Annotated in this window: 11 protein-coding genes; 6 read left to right on the forward strand and 5 right to left on the reverse strand. The window is 66.1% G+C overall.

Annotation, left to right across the window (positions count from 1 at the left end; all coding sequences use genetic code 11):
* Positions 1-143: 143 nt before the first annotated feature.
* The 3 genes from R6258_RS11235 to R6258_RS11245 are packed head-to-tail and all read left to right on the forward strand — an operon-like array spanning position 144 to position 4,615.
* Positions 144-2,540 carry a PAS domain S-box protein gene (locus R6258_RS11235; protein ID WP_318450251.1) on the forward strand — a complete coding sequence of 799 codons (2,397 nt, stop codon included), beginning with the start codon at positions 144-146 and terminating at the stop codon, positions 2,538-2,540.
* Between the two features lie 31 nt (positions 2,541-2,571).
* Positions 2,572-2,970, forward strand: a complete 399-nt coding sequence (locus R6258_RS11240; protein ID WP_318450252.1) for a response regulator — start codon at positions 2,572-2,574, stop codon at positions 2,968-2,970.
* Positions 2,951-4,615: a diguanylate cyclase gene (locus R6258_RS11245; RefSeq protein ID WP_318450254.1), complete on the forward strand. Its 1,665-nt coding sequence runs from the start codon at positions 2,951-2,953 to the stop codon at positions 4,613-4,615. Before R6258_RS11240 ends, R6258_RS11245 begins: the two co-directional genes overlap by 20 nt.
* Positions 4,616-4,642: 27 nt before the next feature.
* Here the strand turns inward: R6258_RS11245 and R6258_RS11250 are convergent, their stop codons facing one another.
* From R6258_RS11250 to R6258_RS11270, 5 genes are all read right to left on the reverse strand, one after another.
* Positions 4,643-6,751, reverse strand: coding sequence for a TonB-dependent siderophore receptor (locus R6258_RS11250; protein ID WP_318450258.1), 2,109 nt, complete (start codon positions 6,749-6,751; stop codon positions 4,643-4,645).
* Positions 6,752-6,877: 126 nt separating this feature from the next.
* Positions 6,878-7,897, reverse strand: coding sequence for an AraC family transcriptional regulator (locus tag R6258_RS11255; RefSeq protein ID WP_318450260.1), 1,020 nt, complete (start codon positions 7,895-7,897; stop codon positions 6,878-6,880).
* 262 nt (positions 7,898-8,159) lie between these two features.
* Positions 8,160-8,531 (reverse strand): nitrite reductase small subunit NirD, encoded by a 372-nt coding sequence (nirD, locus tag R6258_RS11260; RefSeq protein ID WP_318450262.1) that lies wholly within the window; start codon positions 8,529-8,531, stop codon positions 8,160-8,162.
* Between the two features lie 147 nt (positions 8,532-8,678).
* Positions 8,679-11,180, reverse strand: coding sequence for a nitrite reductase large subunit NirB (nirB, locus tag R6258_RS11265; RefSeq protein WP_318450264.1), 2,502 nt, complete (start codon positions 11,178-11,180; stop codon positions 8,679-8,681).
* A gap of 2 nt (positions 11,181-11,182) precedes the next feature.
* Entirely contained in the window at positions 11,183-12,433 is a 1,251-nt protein-coding gene (locus R6258_RS11270; protein ID WP_318450266.1) for an NAD(P)/FAD-dependent oxidoreductase, read from the reverse strand.
* Positions 12,434-13,047: 614 nt separating this feature from the next.
* Here R6258_RS11270 and R6258_RS11275 point away from each other — a divergent pair.
* From R6258_RS11275 to R6258_RS11285, 3 genes are all read left to right on the forward strand, one after another.
* The gene (locus R6258_RS11275; protein WP_318450268.1) at positions 13,048-15,792 is read left to right on the forward strand and encodes a nitrate reductase; all 2,745 of its coding nucleotides are present in this window, start codon (positions 13,048-13,050) and stop codon (positions 15,790-15,792) included.
* Positions 15,752-16,690 (forward strand): uroporphyrinogen-III C-methyltransferase, encoded by a 939-nt coding sequence (gene cobA, locus R6258_RS11280; protein WP_318450270.1) that lies wholly within the window; start codon positions 15,752-15,754, stop codon positions 16,688-16,690. Before R6258_RS11275 ends, cobA begins: the two co-directional genes overlap by 41 nt.
* 169 nt (positions 16,691-16,859) lie before the next feature.
* Positions 16,860-17,603, forward strand: a complete 744-nt coding sequence (locus R6258_RS11285) for a Crp/Fnr family transcriptional regulator (RefSeq protein WP_318450272.1) — start codon at positions 16,860-16,862, stop codon at positions 17,601-17,603.
* Positions 17,604-17,756 lie beyond the last annotated feature (153 nt).

Raw genomic sequence — 17,756 nt, forward strand, 5'->3', positions numbered from 1 at the left:
ATCGTCTCCTTTTTGACGCATCATGGATGCCTGCAGTGTAGACCGGCAGCGTCGCGCTATCCCAGCATCGCCCCGCGAGCGTTCAGTTTTGCCCGAACGGTCCGATAATGTAGGTATTCGTTCGTACGTTTCCAGGATCTTTCATGGCCCGTTGTTCCGCGCCAAAGCCCGGCAGCTCAGCAACCGACGAGGCCGCGCGTCTCGCAGCATTGGCCGGTTACGAGCTCCTCGACACCGTCGCCGAGGAAGAGTTCGATGCGCTCACCCGTCTGGCGGCACAGCTTTGCGACGCGCCCACGGCATTGATCTCGCTGGTCGACGCGCAGCGACAATGGTTCAAGAGCTGCGTCGGCCTCGATGTGCAGGAAACGCCGCGTAGCCAGTCGTTCTGCGCCCACGCCATCGCCGCCGATTCATTGATGGAGGTGCCCGATGCGCGTGACGACCTGCGTTTCGCCGACAACCCACTGGTCGTCGGGCCGCCGTACATCCGTTTCTATGCCGGCATGCCGCTGATGGTGGCGGGTGGCCACCGCCTGGGTACCCTGTGCGTGATTGACTCGCGCCCGCGGCGCCTCGAGGCCGCCCAGCGTCGCGGGCTCGAGGATCTGGCGCGGCTTGCCGTGCAGCTGATCGAACGGCGTGCCCAGACGCGCCGGGCGCAGGCGCGCGAGGCGCTGCTCGATAGCCTGCTCGAGGCGATGCCCGAGGGCATCGTCGCCAGCGATGCCGCGGGACAATTGAATCTCTTCAACTCACGTGCCCGGGACTGGCACGGGAGCGGTCCGCTCGCCACCCCGCCCGAGCAATGGACCGCGCGTTTCGATCTCTACGAGGCCGACGGCGAGACGCCCCTGGCGCTCGAGCGCATTCCGCTGATGGCCGCCTGGAAGGGCGAGACGGTGCGCGACCGCGAGATCTGCATCAAGGCCGAGGGTCAGCCGCTGCGGCGGGTGATCTGCAACGGCCAGGCGTTCTTCGACGCCGACGGCACGCGTCTGGGCGCGGTCGTGGCGATGCACGACGTCACCGAACGCGCGCGTTACCAGCGGCAAGTCGACGGTATACGGCGGCGTCTCCAGGCGGTTATCGACGCCTCCACCGAAGTGGCGATCATCGCCACCGACCGCGTCGGGCTGATCTCGCTGTTCAACCCCGGTGCGGAACGCCTGTTGGGCTATTCGGCCGATGAAGTGGTCGGCCACTACACGCCGCTCAAGTTCCATCTTCCCGAGGAGGTCGAGCGGCATGCCGCCGAACTCTCGCAGCTCTACGGCGAGCCCGTGCGCGCCTTCGAGGCGCTCACCGACAGGCCGCGGCGCGGCGGCAATGAAAGCGGCGACTGGACCTTCGTCGAGCGCGACGGCGGCCATCGTCAGGTTCGGCTGGTGGTTAGCGCGATCCGCGATTGCGCGGGACTGATCGACGGTTTTCTGGGCGTCGCCATCGACCGCAGCCAGTTGCAGGCGATGGAACAGGCCCTGAAACTGAGCGAGGCGCAGTTCCGCGTCGCCTTCGATACCGCGCCTCAGGGAATGGCGCTGGTCTCGCTGGAAGGGCGATTCATCGAGGTCAACCGGACCCTGTGCACGATGCTGGGATTCGAACGCGAAGCGCTGCTGACGACCGAGTTCCAGCACCTCACTCACCCCGACGACCTGGCCCTGGATCTCGACCTGGTCGGCCAGTTGATCCGCGACGAAATCCCCCAGTACCAACTGACCAAGCGCTACTTCACCCAGGACGGCAAGATGCTCTGGGGCCTGTTGTCGGTATCGCTGGTCCGCGATGGCAAGCAACGCCCGCTGTACTTCGTCTCGCAGATCCAGGACGTCACCGAACAGCGCCAGCTCGACCGTCTGAAAAGCGAGTTCGTCGCCGTGGTCAGCCATGAGCTGCGTACCCCGCTGACTTCGATCAAGGGCGCGCTGGCGCTGATCAACGGTGGGGTCATGGGCGAAGTGCCGGGCGCGATCAACGACATGCTCGGCCTGGCCCAGCGCAACACCGAGCGGCTGGGGCAACTGGTCGACGACCTGCTCGACTGGGAGAAGCTGGCCGCCGACAAGCTGGCCTTCGAATTTCGCACGCTGGATCTGCGCGAACTGCTCGAGGATGCCCTCGCCAGTAACCGCGGCTATGCCGACAGCTACGGCGTGCACCTGGCGTTGCAGGGCGCTGCGCGGGTGAGCGTCGAGGTCGACGGCCTGCGCTTCGGGCAGGTGATGGCCAACCTGCTGTCCAATGCCATCAAGTTCTCGCCGCCTGGCGAAACGGTGACGGTCGATTACCGCGTCGCGGCTGGACGAGTCCTCGTCGAGGTTTGCGACCGAGGCCCCGGAGTGCCCGAGGCGTTCCATGAGCGGTTGTTCCAGCATTTTGCCCAGGCCGAAAGCGGCAATACCCGTCGCCAGGGTGGAACGGGGCTGGGATTGGCTATCTCCAAGCAACTAGTGGAACATATGCACGGCGATATCGGCTTCGACTCGGTGAGCGGTCAGGGGGCTCGCTTCTGGTTCAGCCTGCCGGTGGCCTCATGAACAGGTTGACGAAAGGCCCGAGGGAGCAGAGATGACAGGATTGCAGCGTGTGCTGCACGTCGAGGACGACGAGTCGATCAGCGCGATCGCCCGGGTCGCGCTGGAAAGCATCGGCGGGCTGCAGGTGCTCAGTTGCACCAGCGGACGCATGGCGGTCGAGCAGGCGGCGGCGTTCGAGCCCGACCTGCTACTGATCGACGTGATGATGCCTGGCATGGACGGCCCCGCTACGCTGGCCGCGCTCGCCGGGGTCATCGATCTTGTCGGCGTGCCCGTGGTGTTCATGACTGCCAAGACGCAGCCGGCCGACCATCAGAGCTATATCGCCCTGGGCGCCACGGCGGTTATCGTAAAGCCGTTCGACCCGATGACCCTGGCGGGTAAACTCGAATCGATCTGGACAGGCTTCCATGGAGCACAATCCGGTTGACATCGTTCAGGAAAGGCTTCGCCAGTTGCGCGAAGAGTACAGTCAGTGGTTGGTCGATGAGCTGGCCGCGCTGGCTACCGACGCTGAGGAGCTTGCCGGCGGTGGCGACCGGGATGCCGTCTGGCTGACGATCAGGGACCGCCTGCACAAGCTCGCCGGTGGCGCGGGGACCTTCGGTTTCGTTGACCTCGGCGAGGCCTGTCGTGCGCTCGAAATACAGCTCGACGAGGCCCTGGCGACGTCGTCCCCGTCATCGCTGGCCGAGGTCAGATGCGGGGTAATGGCGCTGCCGGGGTTCCTCGAGCCGGCGCGGGCTTCGATCGAGCCGGCAAAGCCGGTCTCAGCGCTGACCGTACAGACCGCCTTGACGGCGCCGGACGCCACGTCCGCGGTATACCCGCGCGTCTATATCCTCGAGGACGACGAGGCGCTGGGCCGTCAGCTCTGCCAGATCCTGGCGAGCTTTCACTATGCGGCCACCCTGTTCGTCGATGGCTTGGCGCTGCAGCGGGCCTGTCGCGAACGGTGCCCCGATGCGCTGATTCTCGACCTGCATTTTGCCGACGATGGCGGGGCCGAGGGGCTGGCCATCGGCGAAGCGATCCAGCACGAAACGACGGTCCAACTGCCGATATTCGCCACCGAGGAGTCGCAGCGATTCGACGTGCAGCTACGCGCCGTGCGTGCCGGCGTCGTGGGCTTTTTGGCACGGCCGCTGGACCCGATCCGGCTGGCCGAGATGCTCGAGGTTCACCTGCGCGGACACCGGGCGGCGCCGATGCGCGTGCTGATGGTCGACGACGACGCCTCGACGCTGGATTACCACCGTCTGGTGCTCGAAACCGCCGGTTTTGCGGTGACCATCCTCGACCGGCCCGAGCTGACCCTCGAGGTCATGGAAAGCTTCGCGCCCGACGTGCTGGTGCTCGACGTACGCATGCCTCAATGCAGCGGCCCCGAACTGGCGCAGATCGTGCGTTACCATTCGCGCTGGCTGCAGGTGCCGATCGTCTATCTGTCGGCATCGGGGGATGCCCGCGCGCAGCTCACGGCGATGACCAAGGCCGGCGACGATTTCATGGTCAAGCCGATCGCACCCGAGGCGCTGGTCGCGGCGGTCACCGCCAGGGCACGGCGCGCGCGGACGCTGGCCATGGCGCTTTCCTGCGATGGCCTGACCGGGCTGCTCAAGCATGCCGACATCAAGGAGCAGTTGAGCGCGGCGCTGGCCCAGGCGCGCCGCCGCCAGCAGCCGCTGTGCGTGGTGATGCTCGACATCGATCACTTCAAGCGCGTCAACGATACTTATGGCCACTTGGTCGGCGACGAGGTGATCCGCGCGCTGGCCAGTCTGCTTGATCGGCGGCTGCGCGAGTCGGACCTGATCGGGCGCTACGGCGGCGAGGAGTTCCTGCTGGTGCTGAACGACTGCGAGGAGCCCCAGGCCGTGCGCGTCGTCGACGAGTTGCGCGAAGCCTTCGCCCGGTTTTCCTTTCTCGCCGAGCAGCAGAGCTTCGCCTGCACCTACAGCGCCGGCGTGCTGCAGGCGAACGCCGAGCATGACGTCGAGGCGTTGATCGGCAAGGCCGACCAGCGCCTCTATCTCGCCAAGAGCGAGGGCCGCAACCGGGTAGTGGCCGGTTGAGGCTCCCCAAGGGCGGCTAGTCGTTGCTCAGAAACGGTAGCTCAGCGTGGCGCGGACGTTGCGCTCGGCGCCGAAGTAGCAGTAGGCGAGCGAATTGCAGGAAGCGACGTACTCCTTGTCGAGCAGATTGCCGACATTGAGGCGGGCATCCACCCCCTGAAGGCCGACCCTGCTCAGATCGTAACCGACGGTGGCGTCGACCAGCGTGTATGCCGGGACCGTTTCGGTATTGGCACGATCGGCCTGGATGTCGGCGTAGTAGCGTACCCCGAGGCCGGCGTCCAGGCCGTCGAGCGTGCCGCGATCGACGCTGTAATGGCCCCATACGCTGGCCTGATGGCGCGGTGCGTAGATGGCGTAATTGCCCTCTTCGCCGGGCACGTCGCTCTTGGCATAAGTGATGTCGGTGTAGGCGTAGCCCGCCTGGAGGCGGAAGTTGTCGGTCAGGTAGGTCCGCGCCTGAAGCTCGACGCCCTGGGACTGGATCTCGCCCACCGAGCGGTAGGGATCGGTCGGTTGCTCCTTGGTGGCGACGTTCTCCTGATTGATGCGAAACAGCGAGAGGCTATAGCGATCCCGGGTCCCGTGCGGTTGATACTTGAGCCCCGTCTCCCACTGCTCGCCCTTCATCGGTTCCAGCAGATCGCCGTCGGCGTCGACGAAACTGGTCGGCGTGAAGGCCGTGTTGTAGCTCAGATAGGGCGCCACCCCATTGTCGAACAGGTAGAGCACCCCCGCCCGACCGCTGAACTGGGTGTCGTCCAGCCTGCTGTCGTCGCCGGTGAGATGGCTGGTGTTCTCGATGTCGACCCAGTCGTAACGTCCGCCAAGCGTCACACGCCAGCGGTCGATCGCCATCTGATCCTGGAGGTAGACCCCGGTCTGGGCCAGCTCGTGGCGTTCATCGGCATAAACGGCGACGTCGCTGGCGAGGCCGCCGCCGTAATGCGGATCGAACGCATCGATGGCGCTAACCCCGGCGGTGGAGTAGACCACGTCGTTCTCGCGGGTCTGATAGTCCACCCCGGCCAGCAGGGTATGATCGATGAAGCCGCTTGCGAGCCTGGCCTCTATCTGGTTGTCCAGCGTCCACGCCTGCAGCGATTCCTCGGCGCCATAGTAGGCGCGGGAAAGCTGATTGGTATCGCCGATCCAACCCACCTGGGCCACCTGATCCATGTTCACGTCGGCGTTCAGGTACCGCACTTTCTGGCGTGCGACGAGGTCGTCGTCGAAGCGATGTTCGAGGCTATAGCCGAACATCCGCTGGGTGCGCTCGAACTTGTCGTAGTCGTCCTCGCCATCGAAGAAGCCGTTGTCGATCGTTTGGCCGTTGTGGCTATCGACGGCGCCTTCGTAGGGCATGCCGGAGTGATAGCCGCCTTCGGGGTCCTTCTGCAGATAGGCCATGAAGGTGACGCTGGTCTTGTCGGTCGCGTCCCAGGTGATCGACGGCGCGATGGCGTAGCGCTCCTCCTCGACCGGGCCGAACTGGGTGTCGCGCTTGCTGCCGATGCCGGTCAGGCGATAGGCGACGCGGCGCTCAGCGTCCAGTGGCCCGGAAAAATCGAAAGCCGCGCTACGCTGATCGTGGTCGCCGACCGAGAACCGCAATTCATGATAGTCCTCGAACAGCGGCTGCTTGCTGGTCAGCGCCACCAGGCCGCCCGGCGAGGAGCGGCCATAGAGTACCGCTGCCGGCCCCTTGACGATCTCCATGCTGTCCAGGAAATAGGGATCGATGACCATCGAGCTGTAGCCATTGGTATCGCCCATGACCTTGAGGCCATCGAGGTAGACGTTGCTGAGGCTGCCGTCGGAGAAGCCGCGCATTACCAGGTAGTCGTAGCGATTGGAGGCGCCGACCTGGTTGGTGTAGACCCCTGGGGTATATTGCGCGGCCTCGCGCAGGTTGCTCACGCCGCGCTGGTCCATCTCCTGACGATCGATGCGGGAGACGGTCTGCGGCGTCTCGATGAACGGCGTCTCGGTCTTGGTTGCCGCCGTGCCGGTGACCGTGAGCGTGCCGAGCGACTCGGCATCGTCGTTCGTCGATTGAGCTGCCGCGGTGAGCGGCAGCAGGCTGAGGCCGAGCAGCCAGCTCGTTGCGGGTCGTCCGGTGCGAATGCCCTGCATGATGTTCCTTCCTGCGGTTGTGAGTTCTCATGATAGTGAGAATTATTCACGTTTATCCGTAGGCGCGCCTATGCAGGGCGCCGGGAAGGCTATGCGCGATGCCGGCCTTGTCAGCCATTGGGGGAATCACTCGGTCGGCGGGTTGTCTGGCCATTGGCGAGCCTCGCTGGGCGCGATGCCGTAGCGCTGGCGAAAGGCCGTGGTGAAATTGGTGGCATGGCGGTAGCCGGCCTGGGCGGCCGCCTGCTGCACACTGTGACCATCGCGAAGCTGGCGCAGCGCCAGTTTCAGGCGATATTCGCGCAGGTCCGCAAAGATCGACCGGCCGTAGGCGCGGCGGTACTTGTCGCGCAGGCTGCTGGGGCTCATGCAGGCCAGCCTGGCCAGCGCTTTCAGGGAGTGCGGCTCGCCGGGGCGGGCTGCAAGGTGCGCGCGGACCCGGGCGAGCAACTGCCGATCGCGGGGCGATGCCAGGGGCGGCCGCGCGGTCGGGGCGTCGGCGCCGGGCCAGCGGGCGACTCCCAGTGCCAGCAACTGCAAGGCGAGGCCTTCCGCCAGCAGGGCGCTCGTTGCGGCGGCGGGAGGCTCGGTGAGCCAATCGAACAATGATTGGCGCAGCCCTGTCGGCACCTCGAGCGACCATAGCCCGCTCGGCCCGTCTGCGGGGCAGGGCAGCGCCAGGGCCGCCAGACGCGGGTCGTTGGCCAGCGATTGCCCGGTGACCGTCAGGTTGACGGCGCGCACGCGGCGCTGGGCGACATGGCGGGCGCTGAGCGCCAGGCCGCGGTTGAAGGCCAGCAGTACGCCTTCGCCGGCGCTCAGCGAATGGCAATGGGCGCCGAGGGTCAGTTCCGCACAGCCTTCCAGCATCACGATGATCGATATGTGCGCCGGGGCATCGCCACCGGCATGGGTCTCGTAGGTCTGGTGCACCGTCAGGTCCGAGCCGACCAGTTGGAAACCCTGCCAGGGTTGGTATTCATCGATGCGCCCCTCGGCGACCATGTGCTCGCCAAATTGATCCCCGCCGGCCAGGGCCGGGAAGCGATGCGACAAGTGATAGCGGCGTTCGTAGGCCGCGAAATCGGCGATGGTCAGGCGCTGCGACGCTGGCGCCGCCTGCGTCGAGGGGAGGGTGGCAGTCATGGGTATCAGCCTTTTCCGCGCTGGCGGTTCGCGCCGTTGGGTCGGGCTCGATGGAGTTCTTCATGGCCACCGAGCGAGGGTCCGCGAAAGCGCTTCGGATTGGCTGGGAATGATAATGCGTTTCATTGGTCGTTTACCAATCCCATCGCCTCGAGCGACGAATCAGGTATCGGCGGGATTGTTCTGCACCACGACGATGTCGCCGGTAGGACTCTTGTCGATCAGCGGCAACAGTGCCGCCAGACGCCGGCAATAGCATATGTCAGCCGAGACCGATCATTACCCTATCGCCGTCGAAGCGCACCGGCCAGTGGCGCAGGCGGACGTCGGGTCGCTCCAGGCAGGTTCCGTCGCCGAGCCGGAAATGCTGCTTGTAGAGCGGCGAGGCGACCACCGGCTCGCCCTTGATGTCGCCGACGATGCCGCGGGCGATGATATTGACCCCCGAGAAGGGGTCGCGGTTGTCCACGGCGAACAGCTCGGTCTCGTGGCCCGGTACGTGGAAAAGGGCGACTTGGGCCGGGCCCTCGACGGTTTCCAGCCACGCCGCCACTCCGGAAAACTCGACCAGGTCCGCCTTGCGGCACAACGATTGCCAGGTCACGTCGTTCTTGATTGCCGTTGCAGTACCCATAGTCTCTACCTCTTGTAGAAATTCAGAGAAATCGGCGAGCAAGATGAAGCGCAAGGCGCGCGGTGCACAGAAAACGAGACATAACGGGTTGTTAGGCGAGTTCTCGAGCACCGCGCAACACAGCGATTCGCTTGCGCAGCCATTTCGCTAAGCCGGACGCAGCTGGCCGCGTTCACTGATCATGATGATGTCCGGATCCGGACGACGGTCGTTGACGAAGCTGCGAAAGCGCTTGAGCTTGTCCGGATCATCGATCGCATTGGCCCATTCGCACTCGTAGTTGTCGATCACGGTCTGCATCTGGCTTTCGAGCTCGTCGGCCAGGCCCAGGCTGTCGTCGACCACCACCGCCTTGAGGTAATCGAGGCCGCCCTCGAGGCTCTCGCGCCACACCGAGGTGCGCTGCAGACGATCGGCGGTACGCACGTAGAACATCAGGAAGCGGTCGATATAGCGAATCAGCGTCTCGTCGTCGAGGTCGGTGGCGAACAGCTCGGCATGGCGCGGGCGCATGCCGCCGTTACCGCAGACATACAGGTTCCAGCCATTCTCGGTGGCGATCACCCCGACGTCCTTGCTCTGCGCCTCGGCGCACTCGCGGGTACAGCCGGAGACGGCAAACTTGAGCTTGTGCGGCGAGCGCAGGCCCTTGTAGCGATTCTCCAGTTGGATCGCCATGCCCACGCTGTCGGCCACGCCGTAGCGGCACCAGGTGCTGCCGACGCAGGACTTCACCGTACGCAGCGACTTGGCGTAGGCGTGGCCGGTCTCGAAGCCGGCCTCGAGCAGTTCGCCCCAGATAGTGGGCAAGTCCTCGAGACATGCGCCGAACAGGTCGATGCGCTGGCCGCCGGTGACCTTGGTGTAGAGGTTGTACTTCTTGCCCACCTGACCGAGCACGATCAGCTTGTCAGGCGTAATCTCGCCACCGGGTACCCGCGGCACCACCGAGTAGGTGCCGTTTTTCTGCATGTTGGCCATGAAGGTGTCGTTGGTGTCCTGCAGCGGCACATGGGCGGCGTCGGTGATCGGCTCGTTGAAGCACGAGGCGAGGATCGACGCCACCGCCGGCTTGCAGATATCGCAACCCAGGCCTTGGGGGTGGGAAGCGCCATGCTTCGCGATCAGCTCGCTGAAGGTCCTGATCCCCTCGACACGCACGATCGAGTAGAGCGCCTGGCGGGTATGGGCGAAGTGCTCGCAGAGCGACGGGTCGACCTCCACGCCGCGGGCCTCGAGCTCGCTGTCGACCACGCTCTTGAGCAGCGCCGCGCAGCCGCCACAGCCGGTACTGGCCTTGGTGGCGCCCTTGATCGCGGCGAGGTCGCCGGCGCCGGCATCGATGGCCGCGCAGATCGCCCCCTTGGTAACGTTGTGACACGAGCAGATCGAGGCGGTGTCGGGCAGGGCGTCGGGGCCCAGGGTGGGCGCGCCTTCGCTGCTGGGCAGGATCAGCGACGCCGGCTCGGCGGGAAGCTCCAGGCCGTTGCTGTAGTACTGCATCAGCGTGTCGTAGTAGCTGTTGTCGCCGACCAGCATGGCGCCGAGCAGCTTCTTGCCGTCGCCGGAGACGACCAGCTTGCGGTATTGCTGCTTGATCTCGTCGAGGTAGCGGAACATGCGCGCGCTGGGCGAGCGATCGCCGTGGGCATCGCCGATGGCGCCGACGTCGACGCCCATCAGCTTGAGCTTGGTGCTCATGTCGGCGCCGCGAAACGTCTCTCCGTCGTCGGTCAGCGTAGCGACCGCCACCTTGGCCATCTGGTAGCCGGGGGCGACCAGACCGAAGATGCTGTTGTTCCACAGCGCCACTTCGCCGATGGCCAGGATCGCCGGGTCGCTGGTCAGGCACTTATCGTCGATCACCACGCCGCCGCGCTCGCCGATTTCCAGTTTGCAGTCGCGAGCCAGTTCGTCGCGCGGGCGTATCCCCGCCGAGAACACGATCAGGTCGGTTTCCAGCACCTTGCCGTCCTTGAACACCATGCGATGGAAGCTGGCTTCGCCATCGACGATCTCCTGGGTGGCGCGTCCGGTGAGCACCTGCACGCCCAGGTCCTCGATCTTCTCGCGCAGCAGCTCGCCGCCTTCGGTGTCGACCTGCATGGGCATCAGGCGCGGAGCGAACTCCACCACCGCCGTGTCCAGGTTGAGGCCGCGCAAGGCATTGGCGGCTTCCAGGCCCAGCAGGCCACCGCCGACCACCACGCCGGTATTGGCGCTCTCGGCGGCGGCACGGATCGCGTCCAGATCATCCAGGGTGCGGTAGACCAGGCAGTTGGGACGGTCGTTGCCGGGGATCGGCGGCACGAAGGGGTAGGAACCGGTCGCCAGCACCAGACGATCATAGGCGTAGGTGCCTTGCTCGCTGATGACCTGGCTGGCATCGCGGTCGATCGCTGTAATGGCCTCGTGAAGGCGCAGCTCGATGCCGCTGTCGGCGTAGAAGTCGGCATCGCACATGGCCAGCGACCGGGCATCGCGACCGGCGAAGTACTCGGAGAGGTGAACGCGGTCGTAGGCACGGTGGCGTTCCTCGCCGAACACCACGATCTCATAGTGCTCGGTGGCGTTGCGCTCGATCAGTTGCTCGACCAGGTGGTGGCCGACCATGCCGTTGCCGATGACGATCAGACGTTGCTTGCCCATGGTTATGCGGCCTCCTCGAGAAGCGGTTTGGCATCGCCGGCGCCGAACAGCAGCGCCTGGCGGCAGGCGCCGAGATCGCGCCCGGCGAGCGATTGTTCGAAGTACCAGGGGCCGAAGACGGTGTCGCCGTAGAGCACGGCGCCTTCGAGCCGGTTGTCGCGAAGTAGTAGCCGGCGGTAGTCGCCGTGCTGCGGGTCGTGGTAGGTGAGCACCTCGTGCCCATCGTCGGGCTCGATGGGCCCGAAGGCATACAGCGACACGCCGCTGACCTTGAGCTTGGTGGCGGTCGGTACCTCGACGTAACCGGCGACGGGGTCGTGACAGAGTCGGGCGGCCAGCACCTCGACCTGGCGCCAGATCGGCTCGACCAGCCCATAGGTGCGTCCCTCGAACTCGCAGCACTCGCCCAGCGCGTGGATGAGCGGATCGCTGCTGGTCAGCCAGGCGTCCACGAGAATGCCGCGCGCCGTGGACAGGCCGGATTGGCGGCCGAGTTCGGCGTTGGGCGTGATACCGGCGGCGACCACCACGCAGTCGGCCGCCAGCCGGCGCCCGTCGGCGAGGCGAACGGCACGCACGCTACCTTGTTCGTCGCCCTCGAAGCGGCTCAATTGCGCCCCGGTAATGATTTCGAGGCCACGACGCTCGAGTTCGCCCTGCAGTAGCGCGGCGGCAGTGGGGTCGAGCTGGCGGTTCATCAACCGCTCGCTGCGTTGGACCACGCTGACGCGCATGCCGCGTTTGCGCAGCCCCTCGGCGGCTTCCAGGCCCAGCAGGCCACCGCCGATTACCACCGCGCGGTTGTTGTCGGCAGGGGCCTCGTCGGCTATGCGGGTCAGCGCCGCGGCGTCGTCGAGATCGCGAAAGCCGTGCACGCCGGCCTGTCGAATGCCCGGCACGTCGGGCATCGCCGGTCGCGAGCCGGTGGCCAGCACCAGCCGGTCGTAGGCCAGCTCGCGGCCGGCGTCGGTGATCACGCGACGCGCCCCGCGCTCGATGGTCTCGACCCGTTCGCCGAGCACCAACTCGACGCCCTGGTCGGCATACCAATCGCGCTCGCGCAGGGTCAGTGCCGAACGCTCGGCTTCGCCCGCCAGCCAGGGCGACAGCAGGATGCGGTTATAGGCCGGCGCGCGTTCGTCGCCGATCACGGTGATGTGACGGGGGCGCTGCTCGCGCTTGAGCAGCGCCTCGAGCAGGCGATGCCCGGCCATGCCATTGCCGACGATCAGCAGGCGCTCGATTGCGGACATGTCGTGTCCCTCTTGCGGCTTCATGGCTTTCCTCCCAGCCGGAGCGGCTAACGAAACGCAAAAGGCGCCTGACGGCGGGAAGACTCGAGGGTCTTCGCTCCGTCAGGCGCCTTTGCCTGTAGTAGTCCTGCTCGCATTGTCGTGAACGTCGATGCCGGCGGGCCGACAGTCGGGATCGTCTTTGATCCGGGTCATAGCCTGAACGAAGCGAATGGCGTGCCAAAGCCGAGTCTATCCACGCCGATTCAGCGCCTTGGCGCCATTCGGGCCGTTTACGACGCTCCTCGGGGGTGGTCCCGACGAGCGCTGGTTGTGCATCGGCGGGCGATTTTGCACCAGCGTTGCGCGCGCCCTGCGCCGATAAGCGTCCCTTGCCGCTCATGGACTGACACGCTGGCACCCACCTGCTTGTTTTGATTTAAGAAACACCGATAGGGTGCGATTCTTGCTGCATCCTGGTCACCAGGCGTCGATGCGTTCTGGCGGGACGGCCAGCGGCGGTCAGTCCAGCTGCATACAGAAAGCGCGTGACGCCAACCAGTCAGTCAGCATTCAGGCAAAGGGGCCCGATCCGCATCCGCGGGGCGGGCCCCTTTTGCATCGCGGGAGGCGAAATGACCAGGACCGCCACGACATGCCCCTACTGCGGAGTCGGCTGCGGGGTGATCGCCAGCGTCGAGAAGGGGGCGGTCAGCGCCGTCGAGGGCGATCGCGACCACCCGGCCAACTTCGGCCGGCTGTGCGTCAAGGGCTCGGCGCTGCATGAAACGCTCGGCGAACACGGTCGACTGACCCGGCCTCGGGTCGACGGCGTCGAGGTCGACTGGGGCAGCGCGCTCGACAGCGTCGCCGCGCGACTGCAAGCGACCCAGGCCGAGCATGGCCGCGAATCGGTCGCCGCATATCTTTCGGGGCAGTTGCTGACCGAGGATTATTACGTGGCCAACAAGCTGTTCAAGGGCTTCCTCGGCACGCCGCACCTGGATACCAACTCGCGGTTGTGCATGGCCTCGGCGGTGGCCGGCTATAAGCGGGCATTCGGCGCCGACGCGGTGCCTTGCAACTACGAGGATCTCGAAGAGGCCGAACTGGTGGTACTGGCCGGCTCCAACCTGGCCTGGAACCACCCGGTGCTGTTTCAGCGCCTACGCACCGCCAAGCAGCGCAATCCGCTGCTGCGGGTGGTGGTCATCGACCCGCGCGTCACCGACACCTGCGAGATCGCCGATCTCTACCTGGGTATCCGGCCCGGCAGCGACGCGCGGCTGTTCAACGGCCTGCTGGCCTGGATGGAGGCCAGTAATCGACTCGATCGCGTCTATCTGGCAAGGCACACCCAAGGCATCGAGGAGGCCTTGGCCGCCGCTCGCGAGGACGATTGCTCGATCGAGGCGATCGCCGCCGATTGCGACGTCGACCCGGAGCGTCTGGAGACGTTCTTCTACTGGTTCGCCACGCAACTGCACGTGGTGACGCTGTATTCCCAGGGCGTCAATCAGTCGAGCAGCGGCACCGACAAGTGCAACGCGATCATCAACTGCCACCTGGCCGGCGGCAAGATCGGCCTGCCCGGCGCCGGGCCGTTCTCGATCACCGGCCAGCCCAATGCCATGGGCGGGCGCGAGGTGGGCGGGCTGGCCAATCAGTTGGCCGCGCACATGGACTATCACACGCCCGGCGCCATCGATCGCCTCACGCGCTTCTGGTCGACCGCTTCGCTGACCCCGAGCCTGCCCGAGGGGCCGGGGCACAAGGCGGTCGAGCTGTTCGACGCCATCGAGCGCGGCGAGGTCCGGGCACTGTGGATCATGGCCACCAACCCCGGCGTCAGCCTGCCCGACGCCAACCGCGTGCGTCGTATCCTCGCGGCCTGCCCGCTGGTGATCGTCTCAGACTGCATGGCCAACGCCGATATCCTGCAGTACGCCGACATCGTGCTGCCGGCCTCGAGTTGGGCCGAGAAGGACGGCACGGTGACCAATTCAGAGCGGCGCATCTCGCGCCAGCGCGGCATGTTGCCGCCACCGGGAGAGGCCCGCCACGACTGGTGGATCATCAGCCAGGCGGCTACCCGACTGGGCTTCGGCGAGGCGTTCGATTACACGCATCCCTGCGATATCTTCGCCGAGCACGCGCGGCTATCGGGTTTCGATAACCCGCTCGACAAGCGGGGCGAGGGCGCGCGGCTGTTCGATATCTCGGGCCTCGCCGGGCTCGACCGCTCCGGCTACGATGCGCTGGCGCCGATCCAGTGGCCGGTCAACGCCAAGGCTCCCGAGGGCACCGCGCGACTGTTCAGTGATGGCCGTTTCGCCACGCCGGATGGTCGCGCCCGGCTGGTCGCCGTGCGCCCGCGCGGCCCCGAGCAACTGCTTAGCGCGGCCAGACCGCTGCGCCTGAACAGCGGCCGGGTGCGCGATCAGTGGCACACCATGACGCGCACCGCGCGCGCACCACGGCTGATGAACCACCGCGCCGAGCCGTTCATCGAGCTGCACCCCGCGGACGCCGCCCGCCATGGCCTAGACGACCAGCGGCTGGCGCGGCTCGAAGGCGCCGGTGGCGACTACATCGGCCGGGTGCGAGTCTCCAATGTGCAGCGGCGTGGCGAGGTGTTCGTGCCCATGCACTGGAACGACAGCTTCAGCGGCCGTGCACGCATGGGCGGGCTGTTCGCCGGGCACACCGACCCGGTTTCCGGACAGCCGGAATCCAAGCACGGCGCCGTGGGCTTGGCGCCCTTGAATACCGGCTGGGAGGCCACGCTGCTTCTTGCCGCCGATCACGATGACGATCCCATCTGGCGCGACGACAGTGCCTACTGGGCCTACATCCCGCTGGCGAACAGCCGGCGCTGGCAACTGGCCGGCGGCGAGAACGGCGAAGCGCCGAAAGACTGGCTGAGCTGGGCCACGGCCAAGCTGCCCGGCGAGCCGGCGCTGTGGGCCGAGGACGCTGGCAGCGGGCGCTTGCGGGCGGCAGGCTTCGAGAACGGCCGCCTCCGCTGGTGGCTGATGGTCGGCTCGCCCGTCGAATTGCCGACACTCAACTGGCTGGACGAGCGCTTCGCCGAGGCGGCCGTCGACACGCCGCTGTCCGGTGGTCAGCGTCGCCGCCTGCTGGCCGGCTGCGCTGTCGGCGACACCGATGCCGGCCCCACCGTGTGCAGTTGCCACCAGGTCGGCAAAAGGGCGATCGTCGAGGCTATTCGCGCCGGCGACTCCAGCGTCGAGGCACTGGGCGCGCGGCTGGCCTGTGGCACCCAGTGCGGTTCCTGCATTCCCGAGTTGAAATCCCTGATCGAAGAGGAGATAGCCCATGCTGTCGCCAGTAAGGAACCTGAAAGCGAGGCGCTCTGAGCTCCCCAAGCTAGCGTTGTCCAACCCGGTGCTGTCTAGCCTACTGGCGCGCCTGGCCGAGGGCGCCTCGCGGGCGGCGTCGGCACTGGCCGGGTTGAACCGCAACGAGGCGACGCCGGACCCCTTCGGCCATGGCGAGTGCCGCCGCGGCAGGGTCTATCTGGTCGGCGCCGGGCCGGGCAGCGCTGACCTGCTCACGTTGCGAGCCGCGCGGTTGCTGGCCCAGGCCGATGCCATCGTCTACGACCGCCTGGTCGGCGACGCCATCCTGGCGATGATTCCCAGCGGTCGCGAGCGTTACTACGTCGGCAAGGCGGCCGGGCACCACAGCGTGCCGCAGGCCGAGATCGGGGCGCTGCTGGTCAGGCTGGCCGGCGAGGGCAAGTCGGTCGTGCGCCTGAAGGGCGGCGATCCCGCCATCTTCGGTCGCATGGGCGAGGAGATCGGCGCCCTGTATGCCGCCGACGTTTCCGCCGAGATCGTCCCCGGTATCACCGCCGCCTCGGGTGCGGCCGCGGCGATGGGCATGGCGCTCACCGACCGCGCCCACGCCCAGCAGCTGCGCTTCGTCACCGCCCAGCTGTGCCGCGAGGGCGGCGAGCCGGACTGGGCCTCGCTGGCCCGGCGCGACGAAACGCTGGTGTTCTATATGGGGCTGGCCAAGGTCGAGGCGATCAGCCACGGGCTGCGCGGCGCCGGGTTGCCCGATGACTGGCCGATGATGCTCATCGCCAATGCCTCGCTGGCCGAACAGCGGACGTTGATCGGCACCCTGGCCGACATGCCGCAGGCACTCGTCGACAATCCGCTGCCATCACCGTGTCTGATCGTGGTGGGCAGCGTGGTGAAGATGGCCGTCCAGGCGCAGCGCCAAGAGACGATGCCGGAGGAGGCATGAGGGCACTTCCAGGCCTCGCTCAGGCCACTTAGGCCTGGGCGACGATCTGGCTAGATACCCGGGGGTGAACCATAATCAACGCCTGAAACAGGAAATGATTCAAATCAGGCGGGCAGCGACGCTGTGGCAACGAGAGGCTTCATTCCTACCTCAGGCAGGGAGAGCAAGCATGACCGCAGGTTCCCACTCCCCCGGCACCTTGATGATCCGCAAGCTGGAAAGCATCTTTCATCTCTCCGACGAGGAAAAACAGGCGCTCCGGGACTTGCCGGTACAGGTCGCCAACCTCAAGGCCGATCAGGACATCGTGCGTCTCGGCGATCGCCCCTCCCAATGCTGCTTGATCCTGAATGGCTTCACCTGCGTCTACAAGCTGACCTCCGATGGCAAGCGCCAGATCCTGGCCCTGCACGTTCCCGGCGATATACCGGATCTGCAAAGTCTGCACCTAAGAGTCATAGACAATAGCATCGCCCCGATCAGCCCCTGCACGGTCGGGTTCATTCAACACAAGGACTTGCGCAACGTGTGCGAGCGCTATCCCCGCCTCACCGCCGCCTTCTGGCGCGAGACGCTGGTGGATGCCTCGATCTTCCGGGAATGGCTGCTCAACATCGGACGACGCGAGTCCTATAGTCGAATGGCCCATCTTCTCTGTGAACTCCTGACTCGTCTGAAGGCGGTCAAGCTTGTCGAGAATGACATGTTCGACCTGCCGGTTACCCAGGCCGAACTGGCGGACTTGCTTGGCACCAGCACGGTCCATGCGAACCGAGTGCTGCAGGTGCTTCGCGCCGACGGTCTGGTCCAGACCAAGGGAGCGCAGGTGACCATCCCCGACTGGCAGAAGTTGAAGGATGCGGGCGATTTCGATCCTCTCTACCTCCACCTCGAAAGAAGCGGCGCCGAATAGGACTTAGACAACCATTGGCGGCTTGACTACGGTTTCAGGGAGGCAATGGATTGGCTCTGGCATCGCCCAGTTTCTCGATCATCATGTTTGATGATGCCCCGGTGGCCTGTCTGTCACGCTGCAGAGCCCTGCACGATGGATCGATGCAGGTTG

The sequence above is a fragment of the Halomonas sp. HP20-15 genome, from assembly GCF_033446685.1.
Taxonomy (GTDB): Bacteria; Pseudomonadota; Gammaproteobacteria; order Pseudomonadales; family Halomonadaceae; genus Modicisalibacter.